Genomic DNA, 12757 nt, shown 5'->3' on the forward strand with positions numbered 1-12757 from the left:
TAATGTCTCCTAAAATGGTGTAATGATTTTCCAAATAATGTCATTCTTTTCACCAGCAGTTAGATGTCGTTTTGCTTCTTTAAATTCAGGCTTCCACTCATATATTTTGGCTTGGTTGGTATTGATATATGAAATCGTTCCCGCCGTTTTTCCACTTCACATCGCTAAAAATTCCTCTTTTGATGTCATGCGCTAACTTTCCACTGCTAATTTCAAATATTTCACATATTTTTTTCATTCACATTTCCTCAAGTTGTATCCGACAGCAGAGTATCGACGTAGGTAATTATTAACAGTCTTTTTCTGAAATCCTAAGTAATTAGCAATTTCATTGATCGTTCCAACTTTAATCGCGAAAGGTACATACCTTGGGTCAATTGCTTTAATTTCATCCATTGTAAATTTAGTTTTATACTTATCCATTATTTCTACCTTCCCACTTATAATAAGTGAGTCATCTTGAATATATCGATTAACATAGCATTCTGCATCATTTGGAATTATTTGAATATAATAAAGCCGCTCTTCAAATTTGGCAGTACCTGATAAAAATTGACTGATATCTAGTATAAAATCTGTTGCAACTTTCCCTATTTCATCCCTGCTACGACCCGTGTCATACATTTTTTTATCAAGCATTCCTTTTAGGTCTTCAGTATAAAAACTACTGATCTGTATCATTTCTAATATTTCAGAAACACTACGTTCAACTGATTTCAACATTTTTAATTCTTCTTTTGCATCTTCTGTCCAGCCTTTAATCATTCTCATATTTTCTTCCATTCCGATTTATCTCCAATTTCTTGTCTGTCCCAAAATTTTAACTTTGGTGAATGACACAATTGATAAACTGTGTTTATTTTTAAATTCTTCTCTTTGGCAATTTCTTCAACAGTTCCTTTAGCATAAAAACTTCCGTAATGATACAAAACAAATACTTTGTTATGAACCAATTTCAATTTGTTCTTTTTCCATTTTTTATCTGATACTTTGCCACTTAGTTCAAGATTTTGTAACGTTCTAACGCTTGTAAACATTTCATCAGCAATATATTGCTTAGGATATCCACTATCTAACATATTTTGAATTTTCGGAATATCATTCTTATGGTCAATTCTTTCAAAACTCGCGTATGGGTCAGCGTGCTTTCTCCAATAATCCCTAGTAATCATTAATTGAGCGTTGTCATCTGGAGCTTTGGTGACACTTCCATATCTTGCTTCAACTTTTTGAACTAATTCAACGATATTATTCATATTAATTAACCTCCTTAATATCCATATCCAACCAACTCATCGTTGATTATTTTTAAGGCATCTTCCGGACTGCGTGCGATTCCATGAATGATATGATCAGCCATCAATTTTTTGTGGAATTTTATTTGGTCTTCTCGGGGTCTACCGGTAGCATTTTTAACCTCGATATAAAACATCTTTCCATTACTTTGTTTATAACCATGCAAATCTGGGTACCCTGGTGGCAAACCTGTTTTAAAGTAACCACCATTTGGAAGCGATACCGTTCCAACATTCGCTCTAAAAATCCGACAATGGTCTTTACTTATTGCTACTTGAATCTCATTTTGGATTGCGTGTTCTGATTTATGAATTATTTTTTTCACCTTCTAGTGTATGAAATAGACACTAAAAGACACTAACTAATACACTAACTTTTCTTACTCTCTCAACGGATTTACCCCATTTTATACACTAGACACTAAATTTTCTTTCCCCTCTACTATTACTAGTAATATATAAATATATAAACTATATATATATTTAGTGTATTTAGTGTCTTTATATTCTTTAAAGCCTTGAAGCTCTAAGAATACCCGCTAGACACTAAGACATTTTTTAGTGTCTTTTAGTGTCTGAATAGTGTCTAATCTTTCTTGTATCCTCTTTTTGGATTGTTTGTATATGTCCAACCAACTTTGTTATCCATAATATATTTGATTTTTTTTGACAATCTCCGATTTTTAACTAAGTTATCTTCACCTAAATATTTTCCAATATTCTTACTGCTAACGAAATCTTTTGGCCATTGTTCTAAGAACTCTTCTACTTCTGTTTCTACTTCATCTATATACATGAAATCTTCACGATATTTTGCCAATGACTTTTCTTGATCCTTAGTTAGTCCAAATTCAAAATTATTTTGATAATAACTAACGAATTCTCCCCACATCAATCCAACTTCTTTTTCATTTAAGTCATCAAATGGTGACTTAATTTGTTTGTCGCTGCTAACTTTGACTGGTAAGAATCGACGTTCGCCCGTTCTATCTTTTAAGTAGGTCATTTCATTTGTGGTTCTGGCCATTACGAAGTTTTTATCATATCTAATTGAATTCTTACCATATGGTGGGCGGAACTCTAACTCTTGAGCTGATACGAATTTTTTTAAACTTTCGAAGCTGCTATTATTGGTAGCGGTCATTTCATCATCATTAACGATTAAATTTCTTAACATAATAGAAAAGTTATCTTTATCTTTGAAATCTGAAAACTGATCAGTGTACCAAGCCATTCCCATTTTTTTAAGGAATATTGTTTTACCAGCTCCTTGGCCTCCTACCAAATCTAGAACGAAATCGAACTTAGTTTCAGGTTCATATGCTTTGGCTACTGCACCAGTGAAGAATATTTTAGTGATTAATGTGGTGATAGGTGACTTATCAACTCCTAAGTATTCAGGTAAGAAGTTATCTATACGGTGTTTGCCATCCCACGCCGTGTATACAGCGTCAAAATATTCAACGACCGGATTATAACGGCGCTTGCGGGCGTCATTTATTACTGCCATTTCAAGCAGATTTCTATTAAACATAATGTGGTAGGTATCTTCCACATATCTGAGAACTGCTGCATCGTAATCATCAATCATTTGGCCTTTGTCGATATTCAATTCTGGTACATCTTTGGTCACACCAATTTCATGAGTGAAATCATTAAAAGCAAATATATTTCTTAGTAACTTGTCGTGTTCTAAAATTAACCCGATATTTTTTAAACTATTTGCTTTGATACTGCCTTTTTCATTTAACTCAAATTGTATCGGCAATTCTACAATTTTATTTTCATGCTGCATTTTTGAAAATTTATCCATATTATTTTTTAAGGTGTTTTCCAATCTCTTCTATCTCCTTTCTCCTCTTCATTTCCTTTTCCAACATTGAATTGAAAGTATTTTCAAATTCTTTAGGTGGCAACGACTTAGGTGTATTTTCATTCGCTTGTTTGGCCAATTCATAAGCAGTCGATACTTCCACATTTCTAAACAACAATCCTCCAACAAAACTTGTCAGAGCGCTATTTCTACCACCCGTTTCACCAAATCCATTTACGATTTGTTCAAATAAATTTGATGTAGCCGTTTTATCTGTTGTATAAGTTTGACCTGGAATATATGAGTTAGTTGACTTGTATTCTTTCTTATTAATCAGCTCAATTAATTCTTTTGATGGTGTAACAATCGGATTATGATTTAACCACTTATACTTTTTACCCTTTACTTCACTGGGTGCAATCATAAAATAGTTATTGTTATGCGCTTTGACATCGACACCAGGCAACCATGCAATATGTTGAGACATTGACATATCTTTGCGTTTAAAATAAATCAACTGACGTCCACCTGATGACGTTTCTTGTTCAAGCGTTGGTATTAACAAGTCCTTATGTTCATACTCATCAATAGACTTAAAACCATCGTGGCCATGAGCTTCTTTTGTATCAATATCAATTACAAATAGGTCAATTGTTCTTACAGCGATTTGGGCAAACGGAAATTGTTTCCAAACTCTTCTAACTTCATCTGATTTCATCGGTTTCGAATCTGCGAATTCAATAAGTGGTCGCTTGTTAAGCATTGGTAATACTGATAAACCCTTTTCAGCATATTTCGCTGCATAGTTCACTAAATTTTGCACAGGACATCATCCTAAAATGGAACGTCGTCATCTGAAATTTCTATGCCATTTGATTCATTTGGATCTTCAACATACTTTTCAAACTCATATTGTTTATATGGATATGCTGGATTTTTTTTATTTTCACGATTCTCAAGATGCATGATGAATTGCTTACCAACAGCCGGTTTAAACTCCTCAACAAGTAAATTCATGTCATCCCACGCATCGTCAGTTATTGCGATTCCTAGAACTAAGCCTAATTTCATAATTGTTTTAATATTTCTATCGATTACAAAATCGGGAATCTTCTTACCTGAACTAGTAACTTCGTCTAAACCTAAATTTAAGAATTCAATACGGCCATCATTCTCGCCTTCAACTACAGTTGCTTTAATACTTAATTGGTCATAATCTGAGTGTTGTACGTTTGACACAAACACTCTGTATTCACCATCGGGTAAGCCTTCGTAACCATTAATATCATCTTTTGAAGCGTCAAATCCTTTTGAAATTCCTGCAGCTCTTTCTCTTAATCCCATTATTTATTTTCTCCTTTAGTTTTAATTAATGCTCCTGGTATTGCTTCCAAAATCCTTTTAATTTGTGGATCAGTTATTTCTGAATCTTTATATTCACGTCGCTTATCAGTGATACTTCTAAAATATGTCTTACCAACATGTTGTGTATGAATGACTAAATCACAATTACCATTAACAACGTTGTAGTATTTTTGTTTCAACGCTGGAACTGACTCCACAGCGTTATCAACTGTCTTTGATTCCTCACGACTGATATAAACAACATTCATTGGTAGAGATTTCAAGTTCATGACCAATTCTTGTAACATCGAATTGAATAATGAAAATCCTGCACCATATCCAATATCGGCTAAGGAAGCGACACCTTTTTCTTTACAAATTGCCTGTTCAATTAAAGTACAAACGTCCTCAATTACATCAACTACGACCGTCTTGTATGTGTTGCGCTCAGTTCTTAGCGCTAAAATATACCTATCTAAAATATCAATAACCGAATCTGTTATGTTTCCTTTTGCGTCAACCTTATTTACAAGTTGAATGGTTGGACGTGTTCCCGAATTTAACTCATTGTCATCTGTACTCAATACAATTGAGTCGGGAAATTTTGAGGCCAAGAAACTCTTTCCGCTCATTGTATTTCCCCAAATGAAGAAGTTATGTGGCGTCCTATTTGGTGTGTGTGGCTTGTTTTCCGGTAATATATTCATTTAATAAATCTCCTTTTCTTTCCATAGAAGTAAACCCAACCTGGTTTATAATTTTTGAATTCTGCATAGGCTTTAATTTCTTTCATGTTCTTTAATTCATGCGGGTCTTTTCTTGACACTTTGTCCATTAGTTTGGATTGCATCATTAATTTAGCTCTTCTAACATGCTCTTCTCTTACTTTATGCAGCTCAACATCTTCAACAGTTTCTAACTGTTTTTCCTCGCCGAGTTTAGCGCCACAATACGGGCATTGGTCACCACGTCGATAGAAAATTGCAAAGCATTCGGGACAAGTAGAAATTGGTTTGGCGTCAGAATTACCATTACTATTATTCCTTTGGCCATTTCCTTCCAACTTCCAATCACGTTTTTCCGTTGGCAAACCAAATCGGTTAACATTCCCGACGTGATCAATGATTACAGCTCGCTTCCCATCGCGTGGGTTCATGCATCTCATTGAGAATTGTAAGAATAGTGATAGTGACTGTGTTGGTCGTAGCATTATGACACAATCAACATTTGGTAAGTCCAATCCTTCAGTGAAAAGTTCTGCATTAGTCACCACTTGAATTTTGCCGGCACGATATTCTTCAATTATTCGTTGTCGCTCATCTTTAGGCGTATTACCGCTTACTGATTTCGCTGTAAATCCGTTGTCATTTAGCTCTTTTGCTAATTTAATTGAGCTAGAAACGTTGTATGTATAGGCAATTGCCTGCTTATTCTTAGCCAACTTTCTGAAAGTGTTAACTACATTTCCATAAACTTTTGGCTTGAACGCTTCTTTAACAGACTCTTCATCAAACTCACCATTTCTCTTAACTTTCAATTGTGATATATCCAATTGGTTCGGTGCATAATAATCGATTGGCGCCAAGAATCCATCTTTTATCAATTGTTTAATGGAATCGCCAACAATCAAATCATCGGCTATATCCGTGAAGCCTTTGCCACTCAACCGATATGGTGTGGCCGTGAACAATAATTTTAGTGAATCTGGGAAATTATCAAGTATCCTACGATACGATTTAGCAAGAGCATGGTGTGCTTCATCAACGAAGATGATATCTGGCTTATCCAGATTTTCCACATGTCTGGTCAATGTTTGAACCATGCCGATTTTGGCTAAACTCATATCTACTTCTTGTTGCTTAAACGTCTTTATTACTTGATCAACAATCTCTTTTCGATGAACCATGAACAATATACGGTTGCCTTTGTCTGTTGCGCGCTTAGCAATGGCTGCCATTATCACCGTTTTGCCAGTCCTTGGCGGTTGTTGAACCATAATTGACCGGTGACCATCAGCATACGATTTGTATATGTTGTTGATTGTTTTTAGTTGATAGTCTCTTAATTCAAACAATTATTTTATTCTCAAAGACCGTTTTCGCAATAATTCAGCGCCTGGAATGTCTTCACCTTTCTTTAATCTATTGCCAACTTCTTTTTTATCAACGCTGTATACGACCTTAGTTAGATACGCAGGTATTTTACTTTCATCATTGATATTTACTGACGGAGGATTTTTCCTAATAGAAATCGTAAAATTATCAGTTTTGATAATGTCCATCCCCATTGCCTCCATTGCCTCTTGAAGTGACTGTCTTAATACTTTTCTATTGGTATTAATATTCTTGGCACGTTTAAGCAACCTTTGCGCCTCATCTTTTAAACCTTCTTCATCTTTTGAAAGTTCTAAATCGACCATCGCATAGCCATTTGCCTTATCTTCCGTAGCACCAGTTATTGAATCCAAAGTATCGTGAAATAATGTTGGGTCTAAATCCTCTTCATGATCAACTAATTCTAAGTACTTACCGGTCAACTCATATATTGTTGCCATTGTATTCATCCCCATTCATATATGCTTTTTTAACATTACTAAGTTCTCTTGACTTATTTAAGTAGCGTTGAATATCTAAGCCGCTTTCGTCAGGCATAAAATCTAACATTGCTTGAGACCTACCATATTCGATAGCTGCTTCAATTACATCGTCTAAATTCATTGTGATTACCACCCTTCTTCTATATCACAAGGCTCAGCGTCTGAACCTGTATCATATTCATCTGATTCATCAACTGGCCACGGTTAATTCTGTAGCCAATCATCAAAATTATTCATTAAAATCAAAGCAATCTTTAATTATTCCCTTGATTCCATGGTGCTTGGTTAACATATATACAGCTATCGAAATAAATACTGTGTAAAAATAAAACATCTCAAAATTAATTCTCATAAATCTGCCCCCACGGCTTATTTTTTAATGTTGCTTCATAAATTCATCGATTTCGGTTTTGTTGTATCTGATTATTCCGTTTATTTCATGAAATGGTATATTCCCAAATTTCAAATCAAATGTACTGTTAGCAACACCTACATAGGTAACTGCTTGTTTCTTATTCATCCACTCGTGTGGATATTGTTCTTTGAATTCTTTCTTTAATGCTTTTATAAAATCTACTTCGGTCATATATGCCACCTTTCTTTGCTGATATAATATAGATAATCCATAATATTCGAGGTGAAAATAATGGATAATATTCAAATTCAAAACAATATTGATGCACAAAAGGCTCTTAATGCTGCAATGTCTAAAACCCTAATGGAATTTAAGTTCAGTGAAAAAATCCATCAATTAGTTAATCCAACAGCATCAGAAACGATTGATAAGATTGTTGAAATAAATGCTGACAACTTAACTTCAATGCTCTTAGATAATTTCAAGGCTTCATTGCATGAAGAACTTTACTTAGATGTTTGCAAACAAATTGCAGAACATTTTGGTGCAAGTGAATCGATGTTTGACCAGAAATAGTTGATCCTATTATTTTTATATTTTTGAAAGTTATTTCATTGTCGGATGAGATAACTTTTTTTGTTCTTCTTATATTCATCCCTTTAACCTGCGACATTGGATAATCTCTCAATCATCGGATAGATATCGTGCTTCTTAAGCAATGCATATAATCCTAAGCGTCCTTTTTGAGTCCATTTAGTATTTAGTACTGCTTTCTCTGTTCCATCTTTACGCTTGACCATAGTCGTATTTGAGTGTGTCCAGCCGGTCGTTTGATACTTCGCATATAGTAGCCAAGTCTTGCCTTGCTTGAACTGAATCTTCAAGTCACGAAGTAAATTGTTTAATTCTTGTCCACTCATTCCATAATCCTTAGCAATAACCGTAATAGTTACTAATGAAGGATTTTGTAATACTTGATCGTAATAAGTCGCCTTTGGTTGCAGCTCATTAACTTGTTGCTCGGCTATTAATCTCCCCTCACGTTCTGACTTCAATTGTGTAGCCAATTTAATGATGAAATCTGGATTAGTTAATGTCTGTTCAATCGCATCATTGGTTAGATATGCGCCGTGCTTGCGAATAGTTGGTAAAACCTCTGAGGTTACCCAACGCTTGAATTCTTTAGCAGTTGATAATTTGCTAGAAAGAATTAGGCTATATAATCCTGACTCGTTGATAACTGTCTGATTTCTTTTTTGACCTGCCGTCGCGATTTGCGACATGAGCTTATCCTCATCATCAACATGTTTATTAATTACATCTCTACTATTTGAATATCCTAAAATATCCGCTACATCTTTCCCCACAAAATATGGTTCATTATCAATTACGACTGTTCGTACATTGTTACCTTTAAAATCAAAATTAGTTATGTTGTTCATTACTACTTGCCTCCTATATATTTAGAACTCTTCCAATTTTTTCACGAATTCGTTGAGATTTTGGTGATGTATCTCCTTTGATAGCTTTGTTAACAAGAACTGGATTTTCATCAATAATCCCTGATAGTTCTCGTTGTGTCATATGTCTTTCAAATAGCTTTGTTTTAATAGAGCTTTCAATTTGATGTGCATATTCCATAAATTGTTGTTCTGGCATAGTTCCACCTCCTTAATTTATTAATTAATTTATTCATCAAGTTGTTGACTAATATCACACAATTGTGTAATATAAAGTCATACCAAATAAGCAATACAAAGGTGTCCTCTATATACTCGCCAAAGTCATTGGGTGACCCTTTCTAATTTCGTGTTGCTTAATTACTTGATGAATTAACTATAACACAGTTGTGTAATTTGTAAACATTTTTGTGTAATTAAATTATATAGTTTTTTTGTCTATTAGGAGAATAACTAATATGACAACATTCGAAAGAATAAAAAACTTGTCAAAAGAAAAAGGGTTTAGTCTAAAACAAGTTGCAGAAAAATCTGGAATGAGTTCAAATGCTATATATAGATATAATCAGGGGGTTAAACCTAAATATGACAGTTTGAAAGCAATTGCTAAAACACTGAATGTTTCTGTTGAATACCTAACTGGAGAGACATCAACAACCAGTAAACCCACAAAAGTTGATATTGATGATGACGATGTAATTATGACCTTTGAAGGTCGCCCCATCCCACCTGAAGACCTAGAGTTAATGAAGCGCCTTTTGCGAGGTGGTAGAAATGATAAATGAAATAACGTCATCGTTAATGAATTTGGCATTTGATAATCATATATCAGTAATTATGGAAGATAAGTTTTCGCCATATACCCCAGCTGCTGTCGATACCAAAACTAAAATTATTGTTATCAATAACAATTGGCATATTCAAAATCAAATACCTTTTCAGCTTGCGCATGAAATTGGACATGTATTAAATGGTGATGGATTTAAAGCATGTTTATATTTCTCACCAGCTAAAAATGGTATTGAAGGACATGCAAATAAAACTGCTATTCACTTATTAGTCCCATTATATTTCGAAAATATTGAATACACATATGCAAATGCAGTAAGGTTCATGGAGGCATTTAACATACCACTTTATTTAGAAAACACTGTCATTACTGAAATTAAAACTTACTATAGTTAATCATGATGTCCAAACACTGACTGACTTTAAAAGCTGAATATATGTTATAGAGGGAAAAACATTATGAAGAAAATGGCATTGGGGATACTATTACTTTCAATGATGACTTTAGCTACAGCCTGTGGAAACAATTCTAGTACTAAAAACTCTAGTTCCACTAAAACGGAATCAGTAGATAAAAATAAAATTCCAACCGCTAACAACAAGAAAATTGCCAAGCAAGTTGAAAAAGAATTAAACAAAGATGGTAAAGTTGGAAAAGTATCTGTTGAAACTGAAGTACATGATGATCAGTCCGCTACAAAGAAAGATGGTAGTACTAAGCCACATCAAGTTGTCCATGCCTTGATCACTGATAAAGCATTGATTAAAAAAATTGATGCCAATGGTAATGACGTTGATATGCTTAAAGAAGGTATCAAAGAAATTGCAGATGACTATTCTCCAGAGCTAAAAGGGCACGATACAATTACTATTGATTATGAAATAGATGATTCGCAATACAATACGATTGCTCTTAATAACAAGAATGGAAGAATTATCAAATAACTTACAAAAAATCTATAGTCAGTCATTCAACTAAGAAATTTGATATATTTAAGTAAATATATTATATGGGGGAAATAATTATGAAAAACAGTATAAAGCGTCATAGGAAGTCATGGCTTATCGTCTCGCTGTGTTTCTTAATATCATTAATAACTATATCTATTTCGTCTTCTACTATTAACGTGGAGGCTAAGGCATCTAAGACTAAGACGGAAAAATTAAATAAGAAAATCAATAAGTCTATGGCCAAATCAATAAAAGAAGACAAAGGCTTCGCTGATGGAACATTAGACGAGAATGGTAACCCAACACAAAACGGAACACCTAATCACGCATTTGATTGGGCAAATTATGTTGTAAAAATTAAAATGTCTGGTAAAAAAAGAGTAAATGTTCATGTAACTACTGAGTTTTCATCTTTATCAAAATCAGATAAAAATAATGTTGCACTCAAAGCTCAAAATACTGCACTTCAGGGTATGGAAGATCATAAAAATGTCAAAGAAGAAACCTATACAGAAGGACTTTATACTGTCTTGTATCGTGATGGTGACTATGTCGGACGTTCCAAAATGTCAAATTTCAAACAATTTAAATGGCTCAAATAATTTCCACAAAATAAATTAAGTCTTACATAGGCTTATTTATTTTTACCAAAAATTGAAAGAAGGTGATGCCTGTTTAATACTCTTAATTCTGCTCCCACGCAAAAATTAGGAGAAATTAAAATGAGTTCTATTACAAAATACAAATTAAAAAACGGAAAATCGTTCTATCGCGTTCAATACACCGTTGGTTATGATCCATTAACCGGAAAGCCACAAAGGAAACAAAAACGTGGCTTTAAAACTCAACGTGAAGCCAAATTGTGGTCTGCGAGAGCTACCGTAGATATTGACAACCATGGATTTACCGAAAATAAGGATATAACCTATAAAGAGGTTTACGATGATTTTATAGAATCGTACAAAAAGACAGTAAAAGAAAGTACTTTGAATCATGTTTTAGGGATTTTCAGAATACATATCTTACCTATCTTCGGCAAAAAGAAGATAAAAAAAATAACCATCCCTATGTGTCAAAAGGTGGTTAACGATTGGTCTGAAAATTTTGCTGATTATAAAAAGATAAAAAACTATGCCAATTTAGTTTTTAAAATGGCTAGACGCTTGAGTATTATCTATGAAAACCCCATGGATCTAATCATTATGCCAAAAGATAAGCCGGAAATGCACAAATCTGGTGATGAAAAGTTTTGGGATAAAGAAGAGCTGCAGACATTTTTAGAACAAACTGTTAAATACTATGGCAATCGAAATGAAAAAGCTATCGCCCTATTTAGATTGATAGCTTTTACAGGTGCGCGAAAGGCCGAAATATTAGCTTTACAGGTTGCTGACTTCGATTATGATGAGAAGACACTACTAATAAATAAAACCGTTACAAGGGACATTGATAACAAACAAGTGATAGGCACACCTAAAACAATCAATGGTTATCGTACATTGTATTTAGATCAATACACAGCAGACCTACTACATAATTGGATAATACGAATGCGAAAAGAAATGCTTATCCTTGGATATAATACTTCTTCGCGAAGTCAATGGATATTTCCTAACGAAAGTAACAATACCCTTTCATTAATGAAGCCAAATAAGTGGATAGACACGGTAATTAGTTCTTACAATGCTAACAAAGATAATAAGACTAAGTTAAAGCGTATTACACCACACGGATTACGTCACACATTTGTAACCATCGCCATCGAGTCAAAGAAGTTAACTTTGAAACAAATTCAAGAACAAGTTGGTGATAGTGATATAAGTGTGATAATGAACATTTACGCACACGTTACTAAAAAAGCGTCAAAAGAAACTATTGATAGTTTTACAAGTTACGTTGGCTTTTAATTTTCGTGGCTCATTCGTGGCTCATTTTTGATGAGCCATATCGAAACGCATCGACATTTTAAAAAAGGAAAAGGCCCTTATATCAACGATATTAGAACATATCGAAACATATAAGAACCCCAAAATCACCCGTATGGGAATCGAACCCATAACTCCACCTTGAGAGGGTGGCGTCTTAAACCATTTGACCAACGGGCAATCAAACAACAAATAACATTTTACCTGTTAATATGCTGTTCTGTCAACA

Annotated in this window: 20 protein-coding genes and 1 tRNA gene; 6 read left to right on the forward strand and 15 right to left on the reverse strand. The window is 34.0% G+C overall.

The window, feature by feature from the left end; translation table 11 throughout:
• Window positions 1–234 precede the first annotated feature (234 nt).
• The 12 genes from BTM29_RS11445 to BTM29_RS11495 form a co-directional block, all read right to left on the reverse strand.
• Window positions 235–783 (reverse strand): hypothetical protein, encoded by a 549-nt coding sequence (locus tag BTM29_RS11445; RefSeq protein ID WP_076617938.1) that lies wholly within the window; start codon window positions 781–783, stop codon window positions 235–237.
• Complete coding sequence (locus BTM29_RS11450) at window positions 768–1256, reverse strand: hypothetical protein (protein WP_076617943.1); 489 nt, start codon at window positions 1254–1256, stop codon at window positions 768–770. The genes BTM29_RS11445 and BTM29_RS11450 overlap by 16 nt, the downstream gene beginning before the upstream one ends.
• 14 nt (window positions 1257–1270) lie before the next feature.
• Window positions 1271–1621, reverse strand: a complete 351-nt coding sequence (locus BTM29_RS11455) for a VRR-NUC domain-containing protein (protein WP_225972206.1) — start codon at window positions 1619–1621, stop codon at window positions 1271–1273.
• Between the two features lie 260 nt (window positions 1622–1881).
• Complete coding sequence (locus tag BTM29_RS11460; protein WP_076618955.1) at window positions 1882–3108, reverse strand: virulence-associated E family protein; 1227 nt, start codon at window positions 3106–3108, stop codon at window positions 1882–1884.
• Window position 3109: 1 nt separating this feature from the next.
• Window positions 3110–3931 carry a bifunctional DNA primase/polymerase gene (locus tag BTM29_RS11465; RefSeq protein ID WP_076617948.1) on the reverse strand — a complete coding sequence of 274 codons (822 nt, stop codon included), beginning with the start codon at window positions 3929–3931 and terminating at the stop codon, window positions 3110–3112.
• Between the two features lie 11 nt (window positions 3932–3942).
• Window positions 3943–4452, reverse strand: coding sequence for a hypothetical protein (locus tag BTM29_RS11470; RefSeq protein WP_076617953.1), 510 nt, complete (start codon window positions 4450–4452; stop codon window positions 3943–3945).
• On the reverse strand, window positions 4452–5159 hold the full coding sequence (locus tag BTM29_RS11475) for an AAA family ATPase (protein WP_076617956.1): 708 nt from the start codon (window positions 5157–5159) through the stop codon (window positions 4452–4454). Before BTM29_RS11475 ends, BTM29_RS11470 begins: the two co-directional genes overlap by 1 nt.
• A complete protein-coding gene (locus BTM29_RS11480) occupies window positions 5156–6526 on the reverse strand; it encodes a DEAD/DEAH box helicase (protein ID WP_076617960.1) in 1371 nt (456 codons plus the stop codon). The genes BTM29_RS11475 and BTM29_RS11480 overlap by 4 nt, the downstream gene beginning before the upstream one ends.
• Window positions 6527–7006: a siphovirus Gp157 family protein gene (locus BTM29_RS11485; protein ID WP_076617964.1), complete on the reverse strand. Its 480-nt coding sequence runs from the start codon at window positions 7004–7006 to the stop codon at window positions 6527–6529. It lies immediately after the preceding gene.
• Window positions 6990–7169 (reverse strand): hypothetical protein, encoded by a 180-nt coding sequence (locus BTM29_RS11490; protein WP_076617968.1) that lies wholly within the window; start codon window positions 7167–7169, stop codon window positions 6990–6992. The genes BTM29_RS11485 and BTM29_RS11490 overlap by 17 nt, the downstream gene beginning before the upstream one ends.
• A 108-nt stretch (window positions 7170–7277) precedes the next feature.
• Window positions 7278–7400 carry a hypothetical protein gene (locus tag BTM29_RS13105; protein ID WP_257787691.1) on the reverse strand — a complete coding sequence of 41 codons (123 nt, stop codon included), beginning with the start codon at window positions 7398–7400 and terminating at the stop codon, window positions 7278–7280.
• 24 nt (window positions 7401–7424) lie between these two features.
• On the reverse strand, window positions 7425–7634 hold the full coding sequence (locus BTM29_RS11495; RefSeq protein WP_076617971.1) for a MerR family transcriptional regulator: 210 nt from the start codon (window positions 7632–7634) through the stop codon (window positions 7425–7427).
• Between the two features lie 60 nt (window positions 7635–7694).
• Between BTM29_RS11495 and BTM29_RS11500 the strand changes: the two genes are divergently transcribed.
• Complete coding sequence (locus BTM29_RS11500; protein WP_076617975.1) at window positions 7695–7979, forward strand: hypothetical protein; 285 nt, start codon at window positions 7695–7697, stop codon at window positions 7977–7979.
• Window positions 7980–8062: 83 nt separating this feature from the next.
• On the opposite strand, the gene BTM29_RS11505 is transcribed toward BTM29_RS11500, so the two are convergent.
• Both BTM29_RS11505 and BTM29_RS11510 read right to left on the reverse strand, forming a co-directional pair.
• Complete coding sequence (locus BTM29_RS11505; RefSeq protein WP_076617980.1) at window positions 8063–8845, reverse strand: phage antirepressor; 783 nt, start codon at window positions 8843–8845, stop codon at window positions 8063–8065.
• A 13-nt stretch (window positions 8846–8858) separates the two neighbouring features.
• Window positions 8859–9062 carry a transcriptional regulator gene (locus tag BTM29_RS11510; RefSeq protein WP_076617984.1) on the reverse strand — a complete coding sequence of 68 codons (204 nt, stop codon included), beginning with the start codon at window positions 9060–9062 and terminating at the stop codon, window positions 8859–8861.
• A gap of 259 nt (window positions 9063–9321) precedes the next feature.
• Between BTM29_RS11510 and BTM29_RS11515 the strand changes: the two genes are divergently transcribed.
• The 5 genes from BTM29_RS11515 to BTM29_RS11535 all read left to right on the forward strand — a co-directional run bounded on the left by BTM29_RS11515 (window position 9322) and on the right by BTM29_RS11535 (window position 12510).
• The gene (locus BTM29_RS11515) at window positions 9322–9648 is read left to right on the forward strand and encodes a helix-turn-helix domain-containing protein (protein ID WP_076617988.1); all 327 of its coding nucleotides are present in this window, start codon (window positions 9322–9324) and stop codon (window positions 9646–9648) included.
• Entirely contained in the window at window positions 9638–10048 is a 411-nt protein-coding gene (locus tag BTM29_RS11520; protein WP_076617991.1) for an ImmA/IrrE family metallo-endopeptidase, read from the forward strand. Before BTM29_RS11515 ends, BTM29_RS11520 begins: the two co-directional genes overlap by 11 nt.
• A gap of 63 nt (window positions 10049–10111) precedes the next feature.
• On the forward strand, window positions 10112–10597 hold the full coding sequence (locus BTM29_RS11525; RefSeq protein ID WP_076617995.1) for a hypothetical protein: 486 nt from the start codon (window positions 10112–10114) through the stop codon (window positions 10595–10597).
• 80 nt (window positions 10598–10677) lie between these two features.
• Window positions 10678–11205: a hypothetical protein gene (locus BTM29_RS11530; protein ID WP_076617999.1), complete on the forward strand. Its 528-nt coding sequence runs from the start codon at window positions 10678–10680 to the stop codon at window positions 11203–11205.
• Window positions 11206–11325: 120 nt separating this feature from the next.
• Window positions 11326–12510: a site-specific integrase gene (locus BTM29_RS11535; protein WP_076618003.1), complete on the forward strand. Its 1185-nt coding sequence runs from the start codon at window positions 11326–11328 to the stop codon at window positions 12508–12510.
• A 125-nt stretch (window positions 12511–12635) separates the two neighbouring features.
• Here BTM29_RS11535 and BTM29_RS11540 read toward each other — a convergent pair.
• A tRNA-Glu gene (locus tag BTM29_RS11540) sits at window positions 12636–12708 on the reverse strand.
• Window positions 12709–12757: the final 49 nt, after the last annotated feature.

The sequence above is a fragment of the Companilactobacillus allii genome (assembly GCF_001971585.1).
Classification (GTDB): Bacteria; Bacillota; Bacilli; order Lactobacillales; family Lactobacillaceae; genus Companilactobacillus; species Companilactobacillus allii.

What these genes read in the sequence shown, in the direction of transcription:
- BTM29_RS11490 (WP_076617968.1), bottom strand. Translation starts at nt 7,169, where the DNA reads ATGAATTTAGACGATGTAATTGAAGCAGCTATCGAATATGGTAGGTCT.
- BTM29_RS13105 (WP_257787691.1), bottom strand. Translation starts at nt 7,400, where the DNA reads ATGAGAATTAATTTTGAGATGTTTTATTTTTACACAGTATTTATTTCG.
- BTM29_RS11535 (WP_076618003.1), top strand. Translation starts at nt 11,326, where the DNA reads ATGAGTTCTATTACAAAATACAAATTAAAAAACGGAAAATCGTTCTAT.
- BTM29_RS11520 (WP_076617991.1), top strand. Translation starts at nt 9,638, where the DNA reads ATGATAAATGAAATAACGTCATCGTTAATGAATTTGGCATTTGATAAT.
- BTM29_RS11525 (WP_076617995.1), top strand. Translation starts at nt 10,112, where the DNA reads ATGAAGAAAATGGCATTGGGGATACTATTACTTTCAATGATGACTTTA.
- BTM29_RS11530 (WP_076617999.1), top strand. Translation starts at nt 10,678, where the DNA reads ATGAAAAACAGTATAAAGCGTCATAGGAAGTCATGGCTTATCGTCTCG.
- BTM29_RS11515 (WP_076617988.1), top strand. Translation starts at nt 9,322, where the DNA reads ATGACAACATTCGAAAGAATAAAAAACTTGTCAAAAGAAAAAGGGTTT.
- BTM29_RS11495 (WP_076617971.1), bottom strand. Translation starts at nt 7,634, where the DNA reads ATGACCGAAGTAGATTTTATAAAAGCATTAAAGAAAGAATTCAAAGAA.
- BTM29_RS11460 (WP_076618955.1), bottom strand. Translation starts at nt 3,108, where the DNA reads ATGGATAAATTTTCAAAAATGCAGCATGAAAATAAAATTGTAGAATTG.
- BTM29_RS11485 (WP_076617964.1), bottom strand. Translation starts at nt 7,006, where the DNA reads ATGGCAACAATATATGAGTTGACCGGTAAGTACTTAGAATTAGTTGAT.
- BTM29_RS11500 (WP_076617975.1), top strand. Translation starts at nt 7,695, where the DNA reads ATGGATAATATTCAAATTCAAAACAATATTGATGCACAAAAGGCTCTT.
- BTM29_RS11510 (WP_076617984.1), bottom strand. Translation starts at nt 9,062, where the DNA reads ATGCCAGAACAACAATTTATGGAATATGCACATCAAATTGAAAGCTCT.
- BTM29_RS11445 (WP_076617938.1), bottom strand. Translation starts at nt 783, where the DNA reads ATGGAAGAAAATATGAGAATGATTAAAGGCTGGACAGAAGATGCAAAA.
- BTM29_RS11475 (WP_076617956.1), bottom strand. Translation starts at nt 5,159, where the DNA reads ATGAATATATTACCGGAAAACAAGCCACACACACCAAATAGGACGCCA.
- BTM29_RS11505 (WP_076617980.1), bottom strand. Translation starts at nt 8,845, where the DNA reads ATGAACAACATAACTAATTTTGATTTTAAAGGTAACAATGTACGAACA.
- BTM29_RS11450 (WP_076617943.1), bottom strand. Translation starts at nt 1,256, where the DNA reads ATGAATAATATCGTTGAATTAGTTCAAAAAGTTGAAGCAAGATATGGA.
- BTM29_RS11470 (WP_076617953.1), bottom strand. Translation starts at nt 4,452, where the DNA reads ATGGGATTAAGAGAAAGAGCTGCAGGAATTTCAAAAGGATTTGACGCT.